The organism is Bacillus sp. IBL03825 (assembly GCF_024712505.1).
Taxonomy (GTDB): domain Bacteria; phylum Bacillota; class Bacilli; order Bacillales; family Bacillaceae_G; genus Bacillus_A; species Bacillus_A wiedmannii.
This window is the reverse complement of sequence record NZ_JAMXKE010000001.1, coordinates 3,501,608-3,521,833: the sequence shown is the minus strand read 5'-3', so window position 1 is coordinate 3,521,833 and position 20,226 is coordinate 3,501,608. Positions and strand designations below refer to the sequence as shown.

Annotated in this window: 13 protein-coding genes; 10 read left to right on the top strand and 3 right to left on the bottom strand. The window is 37.6% G+C overall.

Annotation, left to right across the window (positions count from 1 at the left end):
* The first annotated feature begins 19 nt into the window (after positions 1-19).
* Positions 20-445 (top strand): divergent PAP2 family protein, encoded by a 426-nt coding sequence (locus NHG49_RS17950; RefSeq protein WP_000447816.1) that lies wholly within the window; start codon positions 20-22, stop codon positions 443-445.
* 99 nt (positions 446-544) lie between these two features.
* Positions 545-2,398 (top strand): terpene cyclase/mutase family protein, encoded by a 1,854-nt coding sequence (locus NHG49_RS17945; protein ID WP_258126399.1) that lies wholly within the window; start codon positions 545-547, stop codon positions 2,396-2,398.
* Positions 2,399-2,471: 73 nt separating this feature from the next.
* Here the strand turns inward: NHG49_RS17945 and NHG49_RS17940 are convergent, their stop codons facing one another.
* The gene (locus NHG49_RS17940) at positions 2,472-2,621 is read right to left on the bottom strand and encodes a YfhD family protein (protein ID WP_001035806.1); all 150 of its coding nucleotides are present in this window, start codon (positions 2,619-2,621) and stop codon (positions 2,472-2,474) included.
* 133 nt (positions 2,622-2,754) lie between these two features.
* Between NHG49_RS17940 and fabG the strand changes: the two genes are divergently transcribed.
* On the top strand, positions 2,755-3,495 hold the full coding sequence (fabG, locus tag NHG49_RS17935) for a 3-oxoacyl-ACP reductase FabG (RefSeq protein WP_000395032.1): 741 nt from the start codon (positions 2,755-2,757) through the stop codon (positions 3,493-3,495).
* 51 nt (positions 3,496-3,546) lie between these two features.
* Here the strand turns inward: fabG and dhaS are convergent, their stop codons facing one another.
* Positions 3,547-5,031 carry an aldehyde dehydrogenase DhaS gene (dhaS, locus tag NHG49_RS17930; RefSeq protein WP_088047044.1) on the bottom strand — a complete coding sequence of 495 codons (1,485 nt, stop codon included), beginning with the start codon at positions 5,029-5,031 and terminating at the stop codon, positions 3,547-3,549.
* Positions 5,032-5,304: 273 nt separating this feature from the next.
* Between dhaS and NHG49_RS17925 the strand changes: the two genes are divergently transcribed.
* The 6 genes from NHG49_RS17925 to NHG49_RS17900 all read left to right on the top strand — a co-directional run bounded on the left by NHG49_RS17925 (position 5,305) and on the right by NHG49_RS17900 (position 11,815).
* The gene (locus tag NHG49_RS17925) at positions 5,305-5,583 is read left to right on the top strand and encodes a YhdT family protein (RefSeq protein WP_000656242.1); all 279 of its coding nucleotides are present in this window, start codon (positions 5,305-5,307) and stop codon (positions 5,581-5,583) included.
* 3 nt (positions 5,584-5,586) lie between these two features.
* Complete coding sequence (panF, locus tag NHG49_RS17920) at positions 5,587-7,026, top strand: sodium/pantothenate symporter (RefSeq protein ID WP_001104842.1); 1,440 nt, start codon at positions 5,587-5,589, stop codon at positions 7,024-7,026.
* 119 nt (positions 7,027-7,145) lie between these two features.
* The gene (locus NHG49_RS17915; RefSeq protein ID WP_000756434.1) at positions 7,146-8,078 is read left to right on the top strand and encodes a nucleoside hydrolase; all 933 of its coding nucleotides are present in this window, start codon (positions 7,146-7,148) and stop codon (positions 8,076-8,078) included.
* Positions 8,079-8,195: 117 nt separating this feature from the next.
* On the top strand, positions 8,196-9,305 hold the full coding sequence (locus NHG49_RS17910) for a serine hydrolase (RefSeq protein WP_000751361.1): 1,110 nt from the start codon (positions 8,196-8,198) through the stop codon (positions 9,303-9,305).
* Positions 9,306-9,406: 101 nt separating this feature from the next.
* Positions 9,407-10,915, top strand: a complete 1,509-nt coding sequence (gene argH / locus NHG49_RS17905; RefSeq protein WP_064476939.1) for an argininosuccinate lyase — start codon at positions 9,407-9,409, stop codon at positions 10,913-10,915.
* A gap of 66 nt (positions 10,916-10,981) precedes the next feature.
* Positions 10,982-11,815 carry a GNAT family N-acetyltransferase gene (locus NHG49_RS17900; RefSeq protein ID WP_064476938.1) on the top strand — a complete coding sequence of 278 codons (834 nt, stop codon included), beginning with the start codon at positions 10,982-10,984 and terminating at the stop codon, positions 11,813-11,815.
* 35 nt (positions 11,816-11,850) lie between these two features.
* Here NHG49_RS17900 and NHG49_RS17895 read toward each other — a convergent pair whose 3' ends face one another.
* Complete coding sequence (locus NHG49_RS17895; RefSeq protein ID WP_001271045.1) at positions 11,851-12,600, bottom strand: (S)-benzoin forming benzil reductase; 750 nt, start codon at positions 12,598-12,600, stop codon at positions 11,851-11,853.
* 117 nt (positions 12,601-12,717) lie between these two features.
* Here NHG49_RS17895 and NHG49_RS17890 point away from each other — a divergent pair, with 117 nt between their 5' ends.
* Complete coding sequence (locus NHG49_RS17890; protein WP_088047045.1) at positions 12,718-20,190, top strand: DUF7507 domain-containing protein; 7,473 nt, start codon at positions 12,718-12,720, stop codon at positions 20,188-20,190.
* The last annotated feature ends 36 nt before the right edge of the window (positions 20,191-20,226 follow it).

Genomic DNA, 20,226 nt, shown 5'->3' with positions numbered 1-20,226 from the left:
TCAGTAGGGAGCTGAGAACGTGGAAACAATTTTACATAATGATCCGCTTATGGCCGCTGTAATTTCATGGTTTCTAGCACAATTAACGAAAGTAGTCTTTAAATTATTCAAAACGGGTGAATTTGATTTTGCAAAGTTTTTCGCTTCAGGTGGGATGCCGAGTTCTCATGCTTCAACTGTTACAGCACTTGCGACAGGTGTTGGCGTTGTGGAAGGTGTGGAAAGTACCTTATTTGCTATTGCTGCTATCTTTGCAATAATTGTTATGTATGATGCTTCAGGAGTAAGACTTGCAGTTAGTAAACAAGCGAAAATATTGAATGAGTTCTTTCACGGTAGACAAACAGAATATAAGAAGTTAAATGAACTTGTCGGGCATACACCGTATGAAGTAGTAGTCGGTGCTTTAGTAGGGATTATTGTCGGAGTGGGATATTGCTTATGAGCAGAACATTTTATATGTTCTGTTTTTCTTTGTTTTCATACATATTTAGCTACCTTTTTGAATATCGTTATACGGATTTCGAAAGGGTGGGTGAGTAACTTGTTATTATATGAAAAAGTGCATGAAGAAATAGCGAGAAGAACAACTGCACTTCAAACGATGCAACGGCAAGATGGTACGTGGCAGTTTTGTTTTGAAGGAGCACCATTAACAGATTGCCATATGATTTTTTTATTAAAATTATTAGGTAGAGATAAAGAAATAGAACCGTTTGTAAAAAGATTAGCATCACTTCAAACAAATGAAGGAACATGGAAATTGTATGAAGATGAAGTGGGTGGCAATTTATCTGCTACAATTCAATCTTATGCTGCCTTACTAGCTTCAAAAAAATATACAAAAGAAGATGCGAATATGAGGCGGGCCGAAATGTTTATTAAGGAACGTGGAGGCGTGGCGCGTGCTCATTTTATGACGAAGTTTTTATTAGCAATTCATGGAGAATATGAATACCCTTCGCTTTTTCATTTGCCAACACCTATTATGTTTCTGCAAAATGATTCACCCCTCAGTATATTTGAATTGAGTAGCTCAGCACGTATCCATTTAATTCCGATGATGGTTTGTTTAAATAAAAGATTTCGAGTAGGAAAAAAGTTACTGCCAAATTTAAATCATATCGCAGGCGGGGGCGGGGAATGGTTTCGGGAGGAGCGGTCTCCGTTGTTTCAAACGTTATTAAGTGATGTAAAACAAATCATATCGTATCCACTTTCTTTACACCATAAAGGATATGAGGAAGTCGAACGTTTTATGAAAGAGCGTATTGATGAAAATGGAACGTTATATAGTTACGCAACTGCCTCATTTTATATGATTTATGCTTTACTCGCGTTAGGACATTCTCTTCAATCATCAATGATTCAAAAAGCTATAGCAGGGATAACATCTTATATATGGAAGATGGAAAGAGGGAATCATTTGCAAAACTCTCCTTCAACTGTATGGGATACGGCTTTACTCAGCTATACGTTACAAGAGGCCTACACTTCGAAAGATAATAAGATGATTCAACACGCAGCAGCGTATGTATTAAAAAAACAGCATACAAAAAAAGCTGATTGGAGCGTACATGCTCCGGCGCTGACTCCAGGCGGTTGGGGTTTTTCGGATGTGAATACGACAATTCCAGATGTCGATGATACAACAGCTGTGCTAAGAGCGTTGGCAAGAAGTAGAGGGAACGAAAATGTAGATAATGCTTGGAAGAAAGGGGTCAATTGGGTTAAAGGATTACAAAATAATGATGGTGGTTGGGGAGCGTTTGAAAAAGGTGTGACGAGTAATTTATTAGCAAATTTACCAATCGAAAATGCAAGCGATATGATTACAGATCCCTCTACACCAGATATTACAGGAAGAGTGTTAGAGCTTTTCGGGACATACGCGCAAAATGAATTGCCTGAGAAACAAAAACAAAGTGCGATAAATTGGTTAATGAATGTGCAAGAAGAAAATGGATCATGGTATGGGAAATGGGGGATTTGTTATATATATGGTACGTGGGCTGTTATGACTGGTTTACGGTCACTCGGAATTGCATCTAGCAATCCATCAATGAAACGAGCAGCTTTATGGCTGGAACATATACAGCATGAAGATGGTGGGTGGGGGGAATCGTGCCACAGTAGTGTGGAAAAAAAGTTCGTTACTTTACCATTCAGTACACCATCCCAAACAGCATGGGCGTTAGATGCTCTCATTTCTTACTATGATAAAGAAACACCAGCTATTCGAAAAGGTATTTCATATTTGCTTGCGAATCCTTATGTGAATGAAAAATATCCTACCGGAACAGGTTTACCAGGTGGGTTTTATATTTATTACCATAGCTACGCTCATATATATCCGCTACTTACTTTGGCACATTATATAAAACAATATCAAAAATAAACCGAGAGATATCTCTCGGTTTATTTTTGTTGGGTAGTAGGTCCCTGTTGAAAAGAATAAGGTTGTGCGTTCCTTATTTTTCTGTTGACTGGCGTTTTTGACGTGCATCAGCGGCATTTGCACGTGCGTTTGCTTCTAAGTCATTGTGGTCAGCGAGTTCACGAGAGAACTCAACATCAATGCCATCAGCAGCTTTGTTTTGCTTGAAATTTTTTTTGTTCATTCGACACAATCTCCTTGTGTTTTATGCGACGTTGCAAAGTTAGTTTGACACAAATAGACTTTTTTATACAAAGAGGAATTGGGAAGTAAAGAGCCGAAATATACAGTATAAGTAATAGAAATGAGGGATAGGGATGGAGTTTTTAAATGGGAAAACAGCTGTAGTAACAGGAGCTGCACAGGGAATTGGAAAAGAGATTGCAAGGGTTTATGCAAAACTAGGGGCTAAAGTATTAATTAGCGATGTAAATGAAGAGAAGCTACAAAAAACGACACGTGAATTATCAGATGAAGGATATGAAGTGAAGCAGTATCGTTGTGATGTGAGTAATCAAAATGATGCGAAGTCCTTAATTGAATACGCTGTCCAAACATTTGGTACACTGCACATTTTAGTAAATAATGCAGGAATTACGCGAGATGCTATGTTACATAAAATGGAGAAACCAGAATGGGAACAAGTACTGCAAGTAAATTTAACAGGTGTTTTTTATTGTATGCAACCAGCGCTTCTTTACATGAGACAACAAGGGTATGGACGCATTATTAATATATCTTCAATTAGTAGAGAAGGAAACATAGGTCAAGCAAATTATGCGGCTACGAAGGCAGGCGTTGTAGGTTTAACGAAAACGGCAGCGAAAGAAGTTGGAAGTTTCGGCATTACGTGTAACGCGATTTGCCCAGGATTTATGGATACAGATATGACAAAAACGATACCAGATAAAGTGAAAGAAAAGATGGTCGGTGCGATTCCAGTTGGTAGAATTGGAACGCCAGAAGATATTGCGAACGCAGCTGCCTTTTTAGCATCAGAATACGCATCCTATATTACAGGAGAAGTATTGAATGTGAGCGGAGGACTACAAGTTTAAAGGAATACATAATGAAAAGAACCTGACCGGATAGGCCAGGTTCTTTTTTCATTAATTTAAGTTGAGCCAAACGCTCTTCACTTCTGTATAGTTATTTAATGCGTAAGATCCCATTTCACGGCCAAGACCGGATTGTTTAAATCCTCCAAATGGAGATGCTGCATCAAAGACGTTATAACAGTTTACCCATACAGTACCAGCACGTACTTTACTTGCAACATAGTGTGCTGTTTTAACATTTTCTGTCCACACACCAGCCGCTAAGCCGAATTGTGATTTATTTGCACGTTCAATTACTTCATCAATATCGTTAAAAGGTATTGCAGAAATAACTGGACCGAAAATTTCTTCTTTTGCAATCGTCATTTCGTCATTTACGTCAGCGAATACTGTAGGAGAAACGAAGTAGCCTTGGTCGAATGGATTACTTCCTCCGCAAAGTACTTCAGCGCCTTCTTCAATTCCTTTTTCAATGTAGCCCATTACACGTTTTTGTTGTTCTTCGGAAACGAGAGGACCGATTGTTGTTTCAGGGTTAAGACCGACACCTTGATTTAGTTTTTTTGAATAGAGGACGAGATCAGCCATGACATTATCATACATTTTCTTCGGAACAAATAAGCGTGATCCAGCAGAGCATACTTGTCCTTGGTTAAACATAACACCAGAAAGTGCACCAGGAATCGCGCGAGATAAATCAGCATCTGGCAAGATGATATTTGGTGATTTACCGCCTAACTCAAGTGTAACGCGTTTTAATGATTCAGATGCTTGTCGCATAATTTGTTTACCGACTGGAGTAGAACCAGTAAATGCAATTTTATCAACGAGTGGATGATTAACCAGTGCTTGCCCAGCTGATTCACCGAATCCAGGAACGATATTAATAACTCCTTTCGGGAATCCAGCTTCTTCAATTAATTCAGCTAAGTATAGAGCGGATAGTGGAGTTTGTTCTGCAGGTTTTAAAACGATTGTACATCCTGTAGCAAGCGCTGCTCCCATTTTCCACATTGCCATAAGAAGTGGGAAGTTCCAAGGAATAATTTGACCAACGACACCAACAGCTTCATGGCGTGTATAGTTAAAGAAATTACCAGAAACAGGGATTGTTTGACCGACAATTTTCGTAGCCCAGCCAGCATAATAGCGCATATGCTCAATTGCAAGTGGTATGTCTGCTGCCATTGTTTCACGAATTGGCTTTCCGTTATCTAACGTTTCAAGCTGTGCAAGCTCTTCTTTATGTTCTTCCATTAAATCAGCTAACTTGTACATAAGACGGCTTCGCTCAGCAGTGCTCATGCGAGACCAAGGGCCTTCATCAAAAGCCATGCGAGCTGCAACGACAGCTTTATGAATATCTTCGCGACCCGCTTCAGAAACGACAGCAAGTGTTTCGCCGGTTGCTGGGTTAGGTGTTTTAAATGTTTTACCGGAAGCGCTTTTGATGAAAGATCCATTCACATATAACTTTTTTGTACCTTGAAGAAACTTTTCTACCTTTTCATGAAGATTTACAGCTAGTTGACTCATTGTATAACCCCCTTGAAAATATAATGTAAACGCAGTACGAGACGGCGTTTATTCCGAAATCAAGGATGTGGGAACTAGATGGAAAGCCTCTAATTTTAATCATAATTAACAAATACTGAAAATTCAAATTTCATTTGTGTTACAATTGTAAAAAATATGTAATGTAAGAGAGTCTTCTATATGATTATAAAAAATCCTGCTTGTTTTTGCTTTCTAGTAGGAAAAACTAGAAGAACAATGGTACAATAATACATCGTGAGAGGAGGGAGAAAAATGAAGGATTATCATGATGATCCACGCTTTCGAATCGCCCATAGAGAAGCGTTAATTGGCCTTGGACTTGCTATTATTAATTTTATAATATGGTACGGATTTGCTTATGGGCTTGGTAGTAAAAATCCAAGTGAATATACATATGTATTCGGTTTTCCAGCATGGTTTTTTTATAGCTGTATCGTTGGATTTGTCGTTATGGTTATTTTACTTAGTTTAGTTGTTCGTTTTGTATTTCAAGATATTTCACTCGATGAGGAAGAAAAAAGTGAGGAATAATAGATGAATTGGTATGTAATCATTCCAATGATAATTTCATTTATCGTTGTGTTTTTAATTGGTGTATATGCTTCAAGACGCGTACAAGCGACTGCTAATAATAAATTTTTACAAGAATATTTTCTTGGTGGGCGTGAACTTGGCGGTTTATTATTAGCGATGACAATGATTGCTACGTACGGTAGTGCTAGTAGCTTTATTGGTGGTCCAGGTATTGCGTACAATATGGGCCTCGGATGGGTATTATTATCTGCGATTCAAGTTGTAACAGGGTATATCGTTTTAACGGTTATCGGTAAAAAGTTTGCAATTATCGCTAGGAAGATGGAAGCTATTACTCTTATCGATTATTTAAAGGGAAGATACAATAATAAAGCAGTTGTTATACTTTCTGCGTTATGTATAATTATCTTCTTATTTTCAGCAACAGTAGCTCAGTGGGTCGGCGGTGGACGATTAATTGAATCGCTAACGGGTCTATCTTATACAACAGCACTATTTTTATTTACTTTTTCTGTACTTGTGTACGTATTAATTGGTGGGTTTCGTGCAGTTGCTTTATCAGATACGTTATTAGGAATCATTATGTTAGTTGGAACGACAATCATTTTAATTGCTACTGTCATTGCTGGTGGTGGAATTGAAAAGATTATGCAGGAGCTTATTCAAATCAATCCAAATTTAATTACACCATTCGGAGCGGATGGTAGTTTAACGAAATCATATGTGACATCATTTTGGATTTTAATTGGAATTGGTGTTGTTGGTTTACCGCAAATTAGCGTGCGTGCCATGTCTTATAAAAATTCAAAAGCTATGCATCAAGCGTTAATAATTGGAACGGTTGTTGTAGGTACAATTATGATTGGTATGCATTTAACAGGTGTATTTGCACGAGTCGTACTTCCGGGTATAACGGTACCAGATAAAGTAATGCCGCTACTCGCGATGGAAGTGTTGCCACCTTGGTTAGCCGGAGTTTTTTTAGCCGCGCCGATGGCAGCAATTATGTCTACAGTAAACTCGTTATTGTTACTTGTAAGTTCATCAATTATTAAAGACATATACGTAAATTACATAAATAAAGATGCAGCAGACAGTACGATCAGAAAAGGAAGTTTGTGGATTACTGGTATCGTAGGGCTGCTTGTTTATGCAGCAGCAATTAAACCACCAGATTTTTTAATATGGTTAAATTTATTTTCTTTCGGTGGATTAGAAGCAGCATTCATTTGGCCAATTGTATTAGGGTTATATTGGAGAAAAGGAAATGCAACAGGAGCGCTTGCCTCTATTTTAGTTGGGGTAGGCTCATATATGTGTATTCATCTTTTCTATCCAAATCCGTTCGGTATACATACAGTTGTCTTCCCAATTTGTTTTGCGTTTATCGCTTATATCATTGGAAGTATGAGTGCTGTGAAGAAAAACAGTATAGGTTAGAGGAAGAACGTAGTCCTTATAGAGGACTACGTTTTTTTGTGTGAATTTATTCTTTTTTATTCTGTATATGTAAGGTTATTCATAAATTAATAACAATTGAGGGGATGGAGTTGAGGTCGATGAAAAAAGTGTTATTTTTGGGAGACCCAGGAATTGATGACTCTTTAGCCATCATGTATGGAATTATGCATCCTGATATTGATATTGTTGGTGTTGTAACCGGATATGGAAATGTAACACAAGAAAAGGCGACAAGTAATGCAGCATATTTGCTGCAAATGGCAGGGCGGGAGGATATACCTGTTATTAATGGTGCGAAAATTCCTTTATCCGGAGATGTTACAACGTATTATCCAGAAATTCATGGGGCAGACGGCTTAGGGCCAATTAAACCTCCAAAAGCTTTTTCGCCAAATATAAAACCTTTTTGTGCTTTTTTTGATATTCTTGAAAAGTATAAAGGAGAATTAATCATTGTTGATGCTGGTAGGTCAACGACACTAGCGACAGCATTTATTTTAGAAAAGCCGATGATGAAGTATGTGAAAGAATATTATATAATGGGTGGTGCTTTTTTAATGCCCGGCAATGTGACACCAGTCGCAGAGGCGAATTTTCATGGTGATCCGATTGCGTCACAATTAGTTATGCAAAATGCCAAGAATTTGACATTAGTGCCACTTAACGTTACATCTGAAGCAATTATTACGCCAGAAATGGTGAAATATATTACGAAACACTCTAAAACGAATTTTAATAAATTAATTGAACCGATATTTACGTATTATTATAAAGCGTATAAAAAGTTAAATCCGAAAATAACAGGTAGCCCAGTACATGACGTTGTTACAATGATGGTTGCGGCGAATCCGTCTATTTTGGATTATGTGTACCGTCGTGTCGATGTGGATACAGTAGGGATTGCAAAGGGAGAAAGTATTGCTGATTTCCGTCCACAACCTGATGCAAAATCTTTAAAGAATTGGGTGCGAATTGGTTGGTCATTACATTATAAAAAATTTCTCGAAGACTTCGTGAAAATTATGACGTAGACATAATAGGAGAATACAAGTTAAAATAATGGAGATGATTACTAAAATAATCATCTCCATTATTTTGTTTGTAAGAGATAGATAGAGAAGAGTTATACAATAGGAGAGGAATTTTACTTGAAAAAAACTATAGTATGCGCAGTGATTGTGGGTATTTTCGTTTTGCTAATATCGGGTAATTTTTTAGTGAAAAAAGTGTGGAGTTCAAATAATGATGATGCACAGTATATCGCATCCTTTATTGAAGAACATAAAGATGAAAAAAATAGTGCGCTTCTCGTGAAGAGAAATGATAAAGTTGTTTATTCTGTAAATCCAAATGTTGTATTGCCAGTTGCTAGTACGATGAAGTTAATTGTGGCGCTTGAATATACGAAACAAGTTACGGAAGGAAAAATTGATCCATCTAGTTTCGTTTCCATTAATGATATAAATCGTTATTATGTGCCGAATACAGATGGCGGTGCACAAGATAGATGGCAAAGGTATTTGCAAAAGACAGACAAGATAACAGAAGAGGCAGTTTCTTTAGAAGAAGTGGCAAAAGGAATGGTTAAGTTTAGTTCGAATGCGAATGCTGAATATTTAATGGAAGTGTTAGGGTTAGATAATATTAATCGAAATTTACAAAGTTTATCCCTTCCAGCACATCAGCCGCTATTTCCGATTGTTTCATCTTTATACATCCCTGGATATTTGCATAAAGAACTACATGTTCCGAAATATAAAATAGAGAAAAAGTTAAAAGAAATGTCTCAAGAACAATATCGTGAATATGCCATGATTATTCATGAACGCTTAAAAAAGAAGGGGCCATTATTACAGAAGGAAATACCTCTTTATTTAGAGGAACGTTACGATAAAATTTGGTCAGATCGATTACCAGCAGCTTCTGCAAACGATTATATGGTACTGCTTCAAAAGGCAAATCATAAAGGTGGCCTAACAGAGGCCGAAGAAAAAGTGTGGGCTAATATCGTTGAAACGGATATGAGTGCTAAAAAATACCGTAAAACATTTAGACATGCAGGGCAAAAGAATGGTTATACGCCATGGACAGTTACAAAAGCAGTTTATGCGATGGATAAACGCGGGAACTGTACAGAAATAGTGTTTTTAGCCAATAATTTAAATGAGGACGACAGTGCAGAAATACGGAAACATTTAGCAAACTTACATTTCCAAGTGTTGCAAAGTGATAAGTATGATGCGACTTTTATTAAGTAAACTCGGTGCAGAGAGCACCGAGTTTATTTTTATGTACAAGCACTTTTTTACTCTCTGTGGGTATGATGGGTAGTAATACTTAAGTGAGAGGGGAAAAGGTGATGAAACAAAGTAAAGAAGAGTTTATAAAGAGTGAAGGCGCTGATTTCCCTGGGAAAACATATGTGGATTGTGTATTACAACATGTATTTCATTTTCAACGAAATTACTTATTAAAAGATATGTTTCAAGTGCATAAAGCACATATTACAATGCTGACTGAAGAAAATTTAATGAAAAAGGAAGAAGCTAAAGTTATATTACACGCACTAAAAAAGATAGAGGGAATTCCAAAAGATCAATTGCTATATACAGAGCAGCATGAAGATCTCTTTTTTCTAGTCGAACATTTAATTTCTCAAGAAGCGAAATGCGATTTTGTAAGTAATATGCATATTGGTAGAAGTAGAAATGATATGGGTGTAACGATGTATCGTATGAGTTTAAGGCGATATGTACTACGACTAATGGAGCATCATTTGTTATTGCAAGAAAGTATACTACAACTTGCTGCTGATCATAAGGAAACGATTATGCCAGCTTATACACATACACAACCAGCGCAGCCCACAACATTTGGTCATTATACGTTAGCTATTTATGATACGATGCAGAGAGATTTAGAACGAATGAAACGAACGTACAAACTTATAAATCAGTCTCCAATGGGAGCTGCCGCTCTTTCCACAACAAGTTTCCCAATTAAACGAGAGCGAGTTGCCAATTTACTTGGGTTTACAAATGTAATTGAGAACTCATATGATGCTGTTGCTGGAGCGGATTATTTATTAGAAGTTAGCTCGTTACTTATGGTAATTATGACGAATACGAGCAGATGGATTCATGACTTTTTATTATTAGCGACGAAAGAATATGATGGTATTACTGTTGCAAAGCCATATGTACAAATAAGTAGCATTATGCCGCAAAAGCGAAATCCAGTTTCCATTGAACACGCCCGTGCGATTACGAGTAGCGCTTTAGGAGAAGCATTTACAGTATTTCAAATGATTCATAATACACCATTTGGTGATATTGTCGATACAGAAGATGATTTGCAGCCGTATTTATATAAAGGAATTGAAAAGACCATTCGTGTTTTTTGTATTATGAATGCAGTGATTCGAACGATGAAAGTAGAAGAAGAAACGTTGAAAAGTCGTTCTTATAAACATGCAATTACGATAACTGATTTCGCAGATGTTTTAACAAAAAACTATAGCATTCCATTTCGGCATGCGCATCATGCAGCGAGTGTTATTGCGAATATGTCATTGGAGCAGCAAAAGGAGCTGCATGAATTACATTTAAAAGATGTAAATATATACTTACAAGAAAAATTCAAAATACATTTATTGGAAAAAGAGTGGAATGAAATTATATCGCCAGAAGCATTTATTCAAAAAAGAAATGTATACGGTGGACCGAGTAAAAAAGAAATGGAGCGTATGATTAAAAATCGAAAAGAGTCATTTCAAAAAGAAGAAGAGGTATTTGAAAAAGAAAAACAGAGAATTTTACAAGCTGAAACTGATTTGAATATGTTAACTTCGCATAGTATTGAATCGTAAAAGATGGATTTAATGAATTAATCGCCAATACTTAATGAAACTATAAATAGAGGGAAGAGATTGTCGATGATTCAATTACATGTATACGAAGAGATTCTTAATTTTAAAGAAGAGGTTACACCATTTTTAGAAAAGAATGAGCAGGAAAATAATCTCATATTAGGTGTATTACAAATGGTCCAACAACCGATATTTATGGGGGTAGCAAAACAAGAGGAAGAAATTGTAGTTGTATTTCTTCAAACAGAAGAAAAGAAACAAATCATTGTTGCTACGTCTGAAATTGCGGAAGAGGATATCGTGGAACTTGCAAAAAAATTAACGAAAGTATATTCAAATGTTCCTGGATTGATTGGTAATAAGAAAATTGTACAGAAATTAGCGGAAGAGACTGCCGTGTTAGAAAATAAGAAAACGAATGTTGTAATGGAGCAAGGTGTGTATGCATTACAACAAGTTAAGAAGAAGTGGACCGAGGATGGGGATTTTCGAGAAATAGGTAGTGATGAGCTACCATTAATAGAACAGTGGATTTATCAATTTTGCGAAGATGTAAGGCTTCCTACTACGAAAGAAGAAGCGAAACAAACCGCTCATACATTAATTACGAACCGTCGTCTATTTGGTTTAGAAGTAGATGGGAAGCTTGTTTCTGTAGCTGCAAAAACGAGACCAACTACAAACAATATAACAGTTAATTTCGTATATACACCGAAAGAAGCGCGGAAAAAAGGGTACGCATCTAGTTGTGTCGCTGCACTTAGTCAACGTATGTTAGATGAAGGATATAAGACGACTACGTTATATACTGATCTAGCAAACCCTACGTCTAATAAAATTTATCAAGAAATTGGTTATGAAAAAATTGCGGAGTCTGTACTTATATTTTTAGAGAAATAAAATGAAAAGGCACGCTATTAGAGCGTGCCTTTTTGTTATTCATCAATTCGAATGACTTCACCTTGCGGGAAATTCTCAGTTTCTAGTAAGCTACGAATTGCTTTCGCAACGTATTCAGGTGACAGTAGTTTTCCTTCTTCTTTTAGTGCGATGAAGCGGTCTAAATTTATGAAGTCTTCTTTATTTGTTTCACGAATTTGTGCTTGCATACTTGTATCAACAACACCAGGTGCAAAAGCGACGATTTTTACTGGATATTCTTTTTCTGCTTCTTCGGTTGCTACGCACTGTGTAAACATATTTACACCAGCTTTCGTTGTACAATAAGCGCCCCATCCAAAATAAGGATTTTTTCCTGCACCAGATGAAATGTTTATAACACGTTTATCTACTTTCCAGTCTTTCGTATATCTCATGAAAGTAGAGGTAAGAATCATCGGTGCAAGTAAATTAATTTGAACGTTTGTAATGAAAAGCTCGCTTTCTGCCTTTTCAATTGGCTTCATTGGTGCAACCGTGCCTGCATTATTAATTAAATGAATAGATGATATATTGTCTTCCTTCATAGATGAAAGGATCTCGTTAAAGTTAGTTTCTAATTTATGTACATCTTGAAGATCTAAGGAATGAAAAATGCAATGACTGTTATTTTGCTCTGCGAGTTTAGTAAGCTCTTTATTTTCTCTTCTAGAAATAGAGATGACGGTTGTATTTTCTTCTAATAATTGTGTGGCGATTGCCTCACCTAAACCTTGTGAAGTTCCTGTTATGATAACGTAGCGCATAGTGTAGTAAACTCCTCTCCATATATGTGGAATTTTGTTGGACAACGTACATTGTATAGTTTGTCTACATTTTATAGTATAGAGCACTTTTTACTATAATTGAAATGAGATGATTGTGTGCCTTTTATGAATCGCTTTACAACAACAGTAACTGGTGCCGTCACGTTCACTGGGAACACGTTAGGACTAAGTCCTACATCGCCTGCACCAAATAATAATTTCGGTACGATTGATGTATTTACAACGGTAAATACATCGCTCCAAGTACCTGGATTCCCAGCAGGAACGACGAATGACTGGCCATTAAATTCTTCAAGTGCAATTTTGAATCTTCCGGCAGGGAGTAGTATTTTATACGCAGAACTAGTATGGGCCGGCACATACCGGACCGATACAGAGGATGTTTCAGCTTTTTTAAATGATAACATTACATTTACAACACCGGCAGGAACGTTTTCTGTTACACCAGATCCTGCAACTGCGCAGCAAGGTTCAGTAGGGAACCAGTTTTATTACGTACGTTCAGCTAACGTAACGAATCTTGTTAATACAGGGGGAGCGGGAACATATACAACGGGTGCTGTACCGGCTACAAGAACTTCTGCTGATCCAACGGTCAGTCGTTCAGCTGGTTGGACGCTTGAGGTAGTTTATCAAAATACAAGTTTACCACTTCGGAATTTGTCAGTGTATGCAGGCCAAGAAATTATTGATGCTTCATCACCACCAGTTGATGCTACTATTTCAGGTTTCGCAACTCCATCTACAGGTTCTGTTACAGGAAGAGTACTTGTAACTGCTCAAGAAGGTGATTCTAACATTGTTGGAGATCAACTTCGCTTTGGACCGAATGCGAATGCTACAGTTGCTTTATTCGGACCGAGAAATCCCGCAAATAATTTCTTTCAGTCACAAATTTGTAATGATAGTGGGAATTTAGATACAACTGGCACCTTTGGAAATTTGAATCAGCCGTTAGGGATAGCTTTAGCCGTCCGAAGACAAGGATGGGATATTACGAATGTAGATGCCTCGTCATCATTAGTAAATAATCAAACGTCAGCGACTGTTCGCTTCGTTACAAATGGAGATGGATATGCTGCAGCTGGTTTTGGTGTTCAAATTGATGCGACAGGGCCAATTATAAATCCTGTTAAATCTGTTGATAAAACCGTTGCAGCAGTAGGTGATATTCTCACCTATACGATTACTGTTCCGAATACAGGGACAGGAAGTGCAGAAAACGTTGTATTACAAGACAGTATTCCGAATGGAACTACGTTTATAGCAGGCAGTGTTACAGTAGGTGGAGTAACTCAGCCGAGCGCCAATCCAGCTAGTGGAATTAATTTAGGAACGATACCGAATAATGCTCAAAGAGTTGTCACGTTTCAAGTGAGAGTTACGTCATTCCCGAATCCGAATCCAATTTCAAATCGTGCGATGGTGTCATACCAATTCCGTCCTTTTGTTGGAAGTCCTCCTATCACAAGTACAGCTTCTTCAAATACAGTACAGACGACGATAAATCGCGCAAATGTAAGTTTACAAAAATCTGTAGATCTACAGACGGCAACAATTAATGATGTATTAACGTACACAGTGAATGTCACCAACGATGGGAATGTCGCTGCAAATAATGTTATTTTTGTTGATAGTATACCTGCTGGAACAACGTTTATAACAAATAGTGTTACGGTAAATGGAGTAGCGCGTCCAGGAGCAAATCCGGCAAGTAGTATTAATCTTGGAAGTATTAATGCTTCGCAAACGACTGTAGTGCGCTTTCAAGTTCGAGTAACATCTAATCCTCTTGTAAATCCAATTCCAAACCGTGCGAGTGTAACATTTAACTTTATTCCAGTGCCTGGTCAGCAACCAATTTCAGGCCAAGCGACAAGTAATACTGTATTTACTACAATTAATATAGCTGATATAAGAACGAGAAAAACAGTAGATAGAGCTTTTGCGACAGTTAATGACGTTCTTACGTACACCGTTACAATTGAGAATACCGGGAATGTACTTGCGACGAATGTTATTTTTCAAGATCCAATCCCAATTGGAACGACTTTTATCCTAAATAGTGTGACTGTAGATGGGGTTTCACAACCTGGGGCAAATCCTGCGACTGGGTTTACCGTAGCGAATATATCTCCTGGCGGAAGTAGGACAGTGACTTTTCAAGTACGAGTGACATCTACACCATCAGGAGGTACGATTGCAAATCGTGGAAATGTGTCTGCTAATTTCGTCGTTATTCCGAATCAGCCACCGATAACGATTAATAGACAAACGAATACAGTTGTGACACAAGTTAATACAGGCGGTTTAAATGTAATAAAAGAAGTGAATACAATGCAAGCGGCGGTAGGGGATACTTTAACATACACAATTGCCGTCCAAAATACAGGAAACGTACTGTTAACAAATGTATTTTTCCAAGACCCTATTCCTTCCGCTGTTTCATTCGTTGCAAATTCTGTAACAATTAATGGAGTACCACAAAGTGGATTGAATCCAAATACAGGATTTTCTCTTCCAAATATTCCTGCGGCTCAAACAGTTGTAGTCACATTTGACGTATTAATTGTACAGGATCCAGAAAATGAAGATATTTTAAATCAAACAAATGTAACAGCGAGTTTTCAAGTGAATCCGAGTGAACCACCAGTAACAATCAATGTTCCGAGTAATGTTGTGAATACAACAGTACAATCAGGGAACTTTGAAGTTGTGAAGGCAGTGAATACGGATGTTGCAACGGTAGGGGATGTTTTAGTATATACAATCGAAATAATTAATGCAGGTAGTGTAACAGCTACAAATGTGTTTTTCCAAGATTCAATTCCGCAAGGGACGTTATTTATTGAAAATAGTGTATTGGTTAATGGTGTTTTACAAGAAGGGGCAGATCCAGAACTTGGATTCCCATTAAATAATTTGCCTACTGGCACGAGTGTAATTGTTACGTTTGAAGTATTAATTGATGAAATTCCCCAAGGAAATAATGTCGTCAATAATGCGAATGTCACTGGAGATTTCCTTGTAAATCCAACAGAGCCACCAATTACTGTAACAGTGCCAAGTAATACTGTTATGACAGTGGTGAATTCTTCAGGGTTAAATGTAATGAAGAGCGTAAGTGCTAGTGAAGCAGGTGTAGGGGATACGTTAACGTATACAGTTCGTATACAAAATAGTGGAACAGTAGCAGCAACAAATGTATCATTCCTTGATCCAATTCCATCTGGAACAACATTTGTAGCAAATAGTGTAACAATAAACGGAACGTCTCAACCAGTTTTAAACCCAACAACTGGATTTCCGCTTGCTAATATTCCAGTAGGAGGAACGGTAACAGTTGCTTTTCAAGTGACGATCACGAGTGTACCACCAAATAGAGTTCTTCCGAATAATGCGAATGTAACAGCTGATTTTCAAGTAAGTCCTTTGCAGCCGCCAATTACAATTGTAACGATTAGTAATATTGTTGTGACACGAGTGAATGTAGGATCAATTAATGTAATAAAGAGTGTAACTACACCACAAGCAGGTGTAGGAGATACGTTAACGTATACGATTCGTATTCAAAATACAGGAACTGTTCCTGCAACGAATATTATTTTTCAAGATCCAATTCCGTCTGGTACTGCGTTTGTAGTAAATAGTGTGACGATAAATGGAGTCGTTCAGCAAGGCGCGGATCCTATGGCAGGTTTCCCAGTACCAAATATTCCTGTCGGGCAAACGGCTACGATTACGTTTCAAGTTACAGTGACGAGCGTTCCGAGTGGTGGAAATATAAGAAACCAATCGAACGTTACTGCAAGTTTTCTTATAAATCCAGCCAATCCTCCAATAACAACTGTTACGAATAGCAATTTCGTCGTGACGCAAGTAAACACAGCGCAGTTAAATATACAAAAATCTTCATCTGTACAACAAGCGGCACTTGGAGAAATTTACACGTATTCTGTTGTCATTAGAAATAATGGAACGGTAACAGCGACGAATGTCTCTTTCATTGATCCAATTGCTTCAGAAACAACATTTGTAGCAAATAGTGTAACGATAAATGGAACTCCTCAACCTGGATTTGATCCAAATATAGGTTTTACGCTTCCTAATATAGCTGCTGGCACATCATTGACTGTAACGTTCCAAGTAACAGTAGTTGCACCATCCACGCGTGGAGCCGTACTAAACACCGCATCTGCAACAGCTACTTTCTTATTAAATCCTTTACAGCCCCCTGTAACAACAACAAATTTAAGTAATACGACAGTAGTTACGATACCGTTACCTCCTCCTGGTGAAGTAACAGCAACAAAAACAGTTGACGTTGCAACTGGAGCGGTTGGGGATGTATTAACGTATACCGTGCTAATTTCAAACGTAGGAATTATACCTGTTACAGATGTGTTCTTCCAAGATGTCATACCAGAAGGAACGACATTTGTAGAAGATAGTGTAACGATAGGTGGGGTGCAGCAACTTGGTGTAAATCCAGAAATAGGATTTACAGTTACTCCATTATTAATTAATGGTGGAAGTATTGAGGTAACGTTCCGAGTGACGATTACAGAAATTCCAGATAATGAAGTCATATTAAATGATGCAGACGTTACATTTACTTCACAACCAAATCCGCAGGAACCACCGATTACGGAAACGATATTAACAAATTTAGTCGTTACGACAATTAATATAGCGTTTATTTTTCCGTTAAAACTAGTAGATAAAGAAGTAGCGATTGTAGGAGAAATTTTAACGTATGATGTATTGATTTTTAATTTTGGAACAGTGGCAGCGACGAATGTTCAATTTATAGATACTACTTCCGCGGGTGTAGCATTTGTACCGGGAAGTGTGAGCATAAACGGGGTACCAGCACCGGGATTAGATCCGTTCATCGGCTTTACAGTTCCAGATATACCTGTAGATGATTTTGTGCTTGTCACATATCAAGAGATGGTAACGAGCATACCAGAAGGTGGTACAGTTGTTAACTTTGTAGACGTTACCGCTACATTTGCTGTAAGTGAAACAGAACCGCCTATTACTGAGACGACGACAAGTAACACGACATTAACCGAAATAAATGAATCTGGTTTGAATGTTTTAAAATCAGTAAGTGAGCCGATTGTTGCAGTAGGCGATACAATCACATATACGACAGTAGTTCAAAATACGGGAACAGTGACGGCGACGAATGTTCAATATAGTGATGTATTACCTTCCTCTATAGCATTCGTGCCGAATAGTGTAACGATAGGTGGTGTGATACAACCTGGGTTCAATCCTAATAATGGATTCCCGCTGCCAGATATAAATCCAGGGGGAAGTGTAGAAGTCACATTCCAAGTAACCGTTGTTAGTGTTCCATCAAACGGAACAATTGCCAATACGGCAAATGTTACTGGAAGCTTTATATTAGTACCAGGAGAACCACCAGTTATAGTAAATCAGCCAAGTAACACAACGCTCACAACTGTAAATAGAGGACGATTTAATGTTATTAAACAAGTAAATAGAACAGCTACTCTCGTTGGAGATGTATTAACGTATACGGTTCAAATAACGAATACAGGAACAGTAACAGCAAATGATGTTCAGTTTATTGATACAATTTCAGCAGGAGCGTCATTTGTATCGAGTAGTGTAACGGTAAATGGAGTTTCGCAACCAAACTTAAATCCGATTACTGGATTTGGAGTTGGAGATATACTAGTTGGTGACACGGTTATAGTGACGTTTCAAGCGACAGTTACAAACATCCCGTCATCAGGAACAATTACGAACATTGCAAATATAACAGGAAGCTTTACTTTAGTACCAGGAGAGCCACCGGTTGTAGTAACAGAGCCGAGTAATACGACAATAACAAGAGTAAATAGAGGACGATTTAATGTTATAAAAACCGTAAATAAGCAAGCAACACGTTTAGGAGATACGTTAACTTATAGTGTGCAAGTTACGAATACAGGAACGGTAGCTGCAACAAATGTTCAGTTTATCGATGTTCCATCACCTAGTTTAGAATTCGTTCCAGGAAGTGTACAAATAAATGGGGTTCCGCAAGTAGGTTTAGATCCTTTTGTAGGCTTTTCATTACCTGATCTTGCAGTAGGGGATAGTATATTAATTACATTTGAAGTAAATGTAATCGCAATTCCGCCTTCTAGTAGCATTATGAATACAGCGAGAGTAACTGGTGATTTCGAATTGATTCCAGGAGAACCACCGTTTACAATTACGAACTCAAGTAATACGACAGTCACACCAGTAAATAGAGGTAGTTTAGATATGCTGAAAGAAGTAGATCATCCAATTGTTGGAGTAGGAGAAACGGTAACGTATACTGTTCGTATATTAAATACTGGTACTGCTGATGCAATGAATGTTAAATTTATTGATGTACTATCTCCGGAAGCTGTTTTTGTACCAAATAGTGTAACGATAAATGGAGTAGCGCGTCCGGGAGTAAATCCGCAGGTTGGATTTACGATTTTAGACATTCCAGTCGGTGAGACGGCACTCGTAACATATGAAGCTACAATTACAAGTTTTCCAGATGGTGGTACAGTAGTGAACGTTGCTGGAGCGTTAGCTGAGTATATTTTAGTACCAGGAGAGCCGCCAGTTACAGTGATGGATACGAGCAATACAGTTATAGTGACGGTAAATACTGCAATCTTATTTGTTGCAAAAGGAGCGAATTTTGAAGTAGCGATGGTAGGAGATGTTGTCACTTACGGAATTGCTGTTATAAATGATAGTACAGTTCCTGTGACAAATATTGTTTTAACGGATATCATTGATCCGAATACGCTATTTATAAATGGCACGGTAACGGTAAATGATGTACCTTTTCCATTTGCCAACCCGAATACTGGTATTCCGTTAGGTGATTTTCAGCCAAATGATGCAGCTATTATTAATTTCCAAGTTGTAATAACAGGAGGGCAAATAAATAATTTAGTTACAAATACAGCGACAGCGAGTGGGTTTGCAACTGTGAATCCAAATGAACCGCCTGTAGTAGTTGAAGGCGATAGCAATACAGTTGTTATCCCGTTTATTCCTCAAAATATCTCAACGACAGTCGTAAAAACAGCGGATCATCAAACAGCAACAATTGGAGATGTTATTACGTTTACGACAGTTATTACAAATACGGGAGATACAGCGATACAAAATATTCGTTTTCAAGATATGTTAGATAGTAGTGTTCAATTTGTCCTTGGAAGTGTAACGGTTGATAATACGCCAGTGCCAAATGTAAACCCAGTATCAGGATTTCTTATAGGAAGTTTAAATCCAGGTGAAGCACGGACAGTTTCGTTCCAAGTAGTAGTTCAGAGCGCGCCAAGTGGTTCAGGGAATTATATTAATCAAGCGAGTATTCGTTTCGAACATCAAGTAGGTATAGTGTTACCACCTGTTACACAAATAATAGAAAGTAATATTGTAGTCATACCGTTCGTCCCGACGATCGAACAAATTTGTGAAACAAACATTAATTGCTTAGATAAAATTCCATTCCAATGTTCTCCATGTAATCACTTACAAATAAATAAAAAATAAATAAAAAATAAATAAAAAAGAGCATCCTGAAAGAAT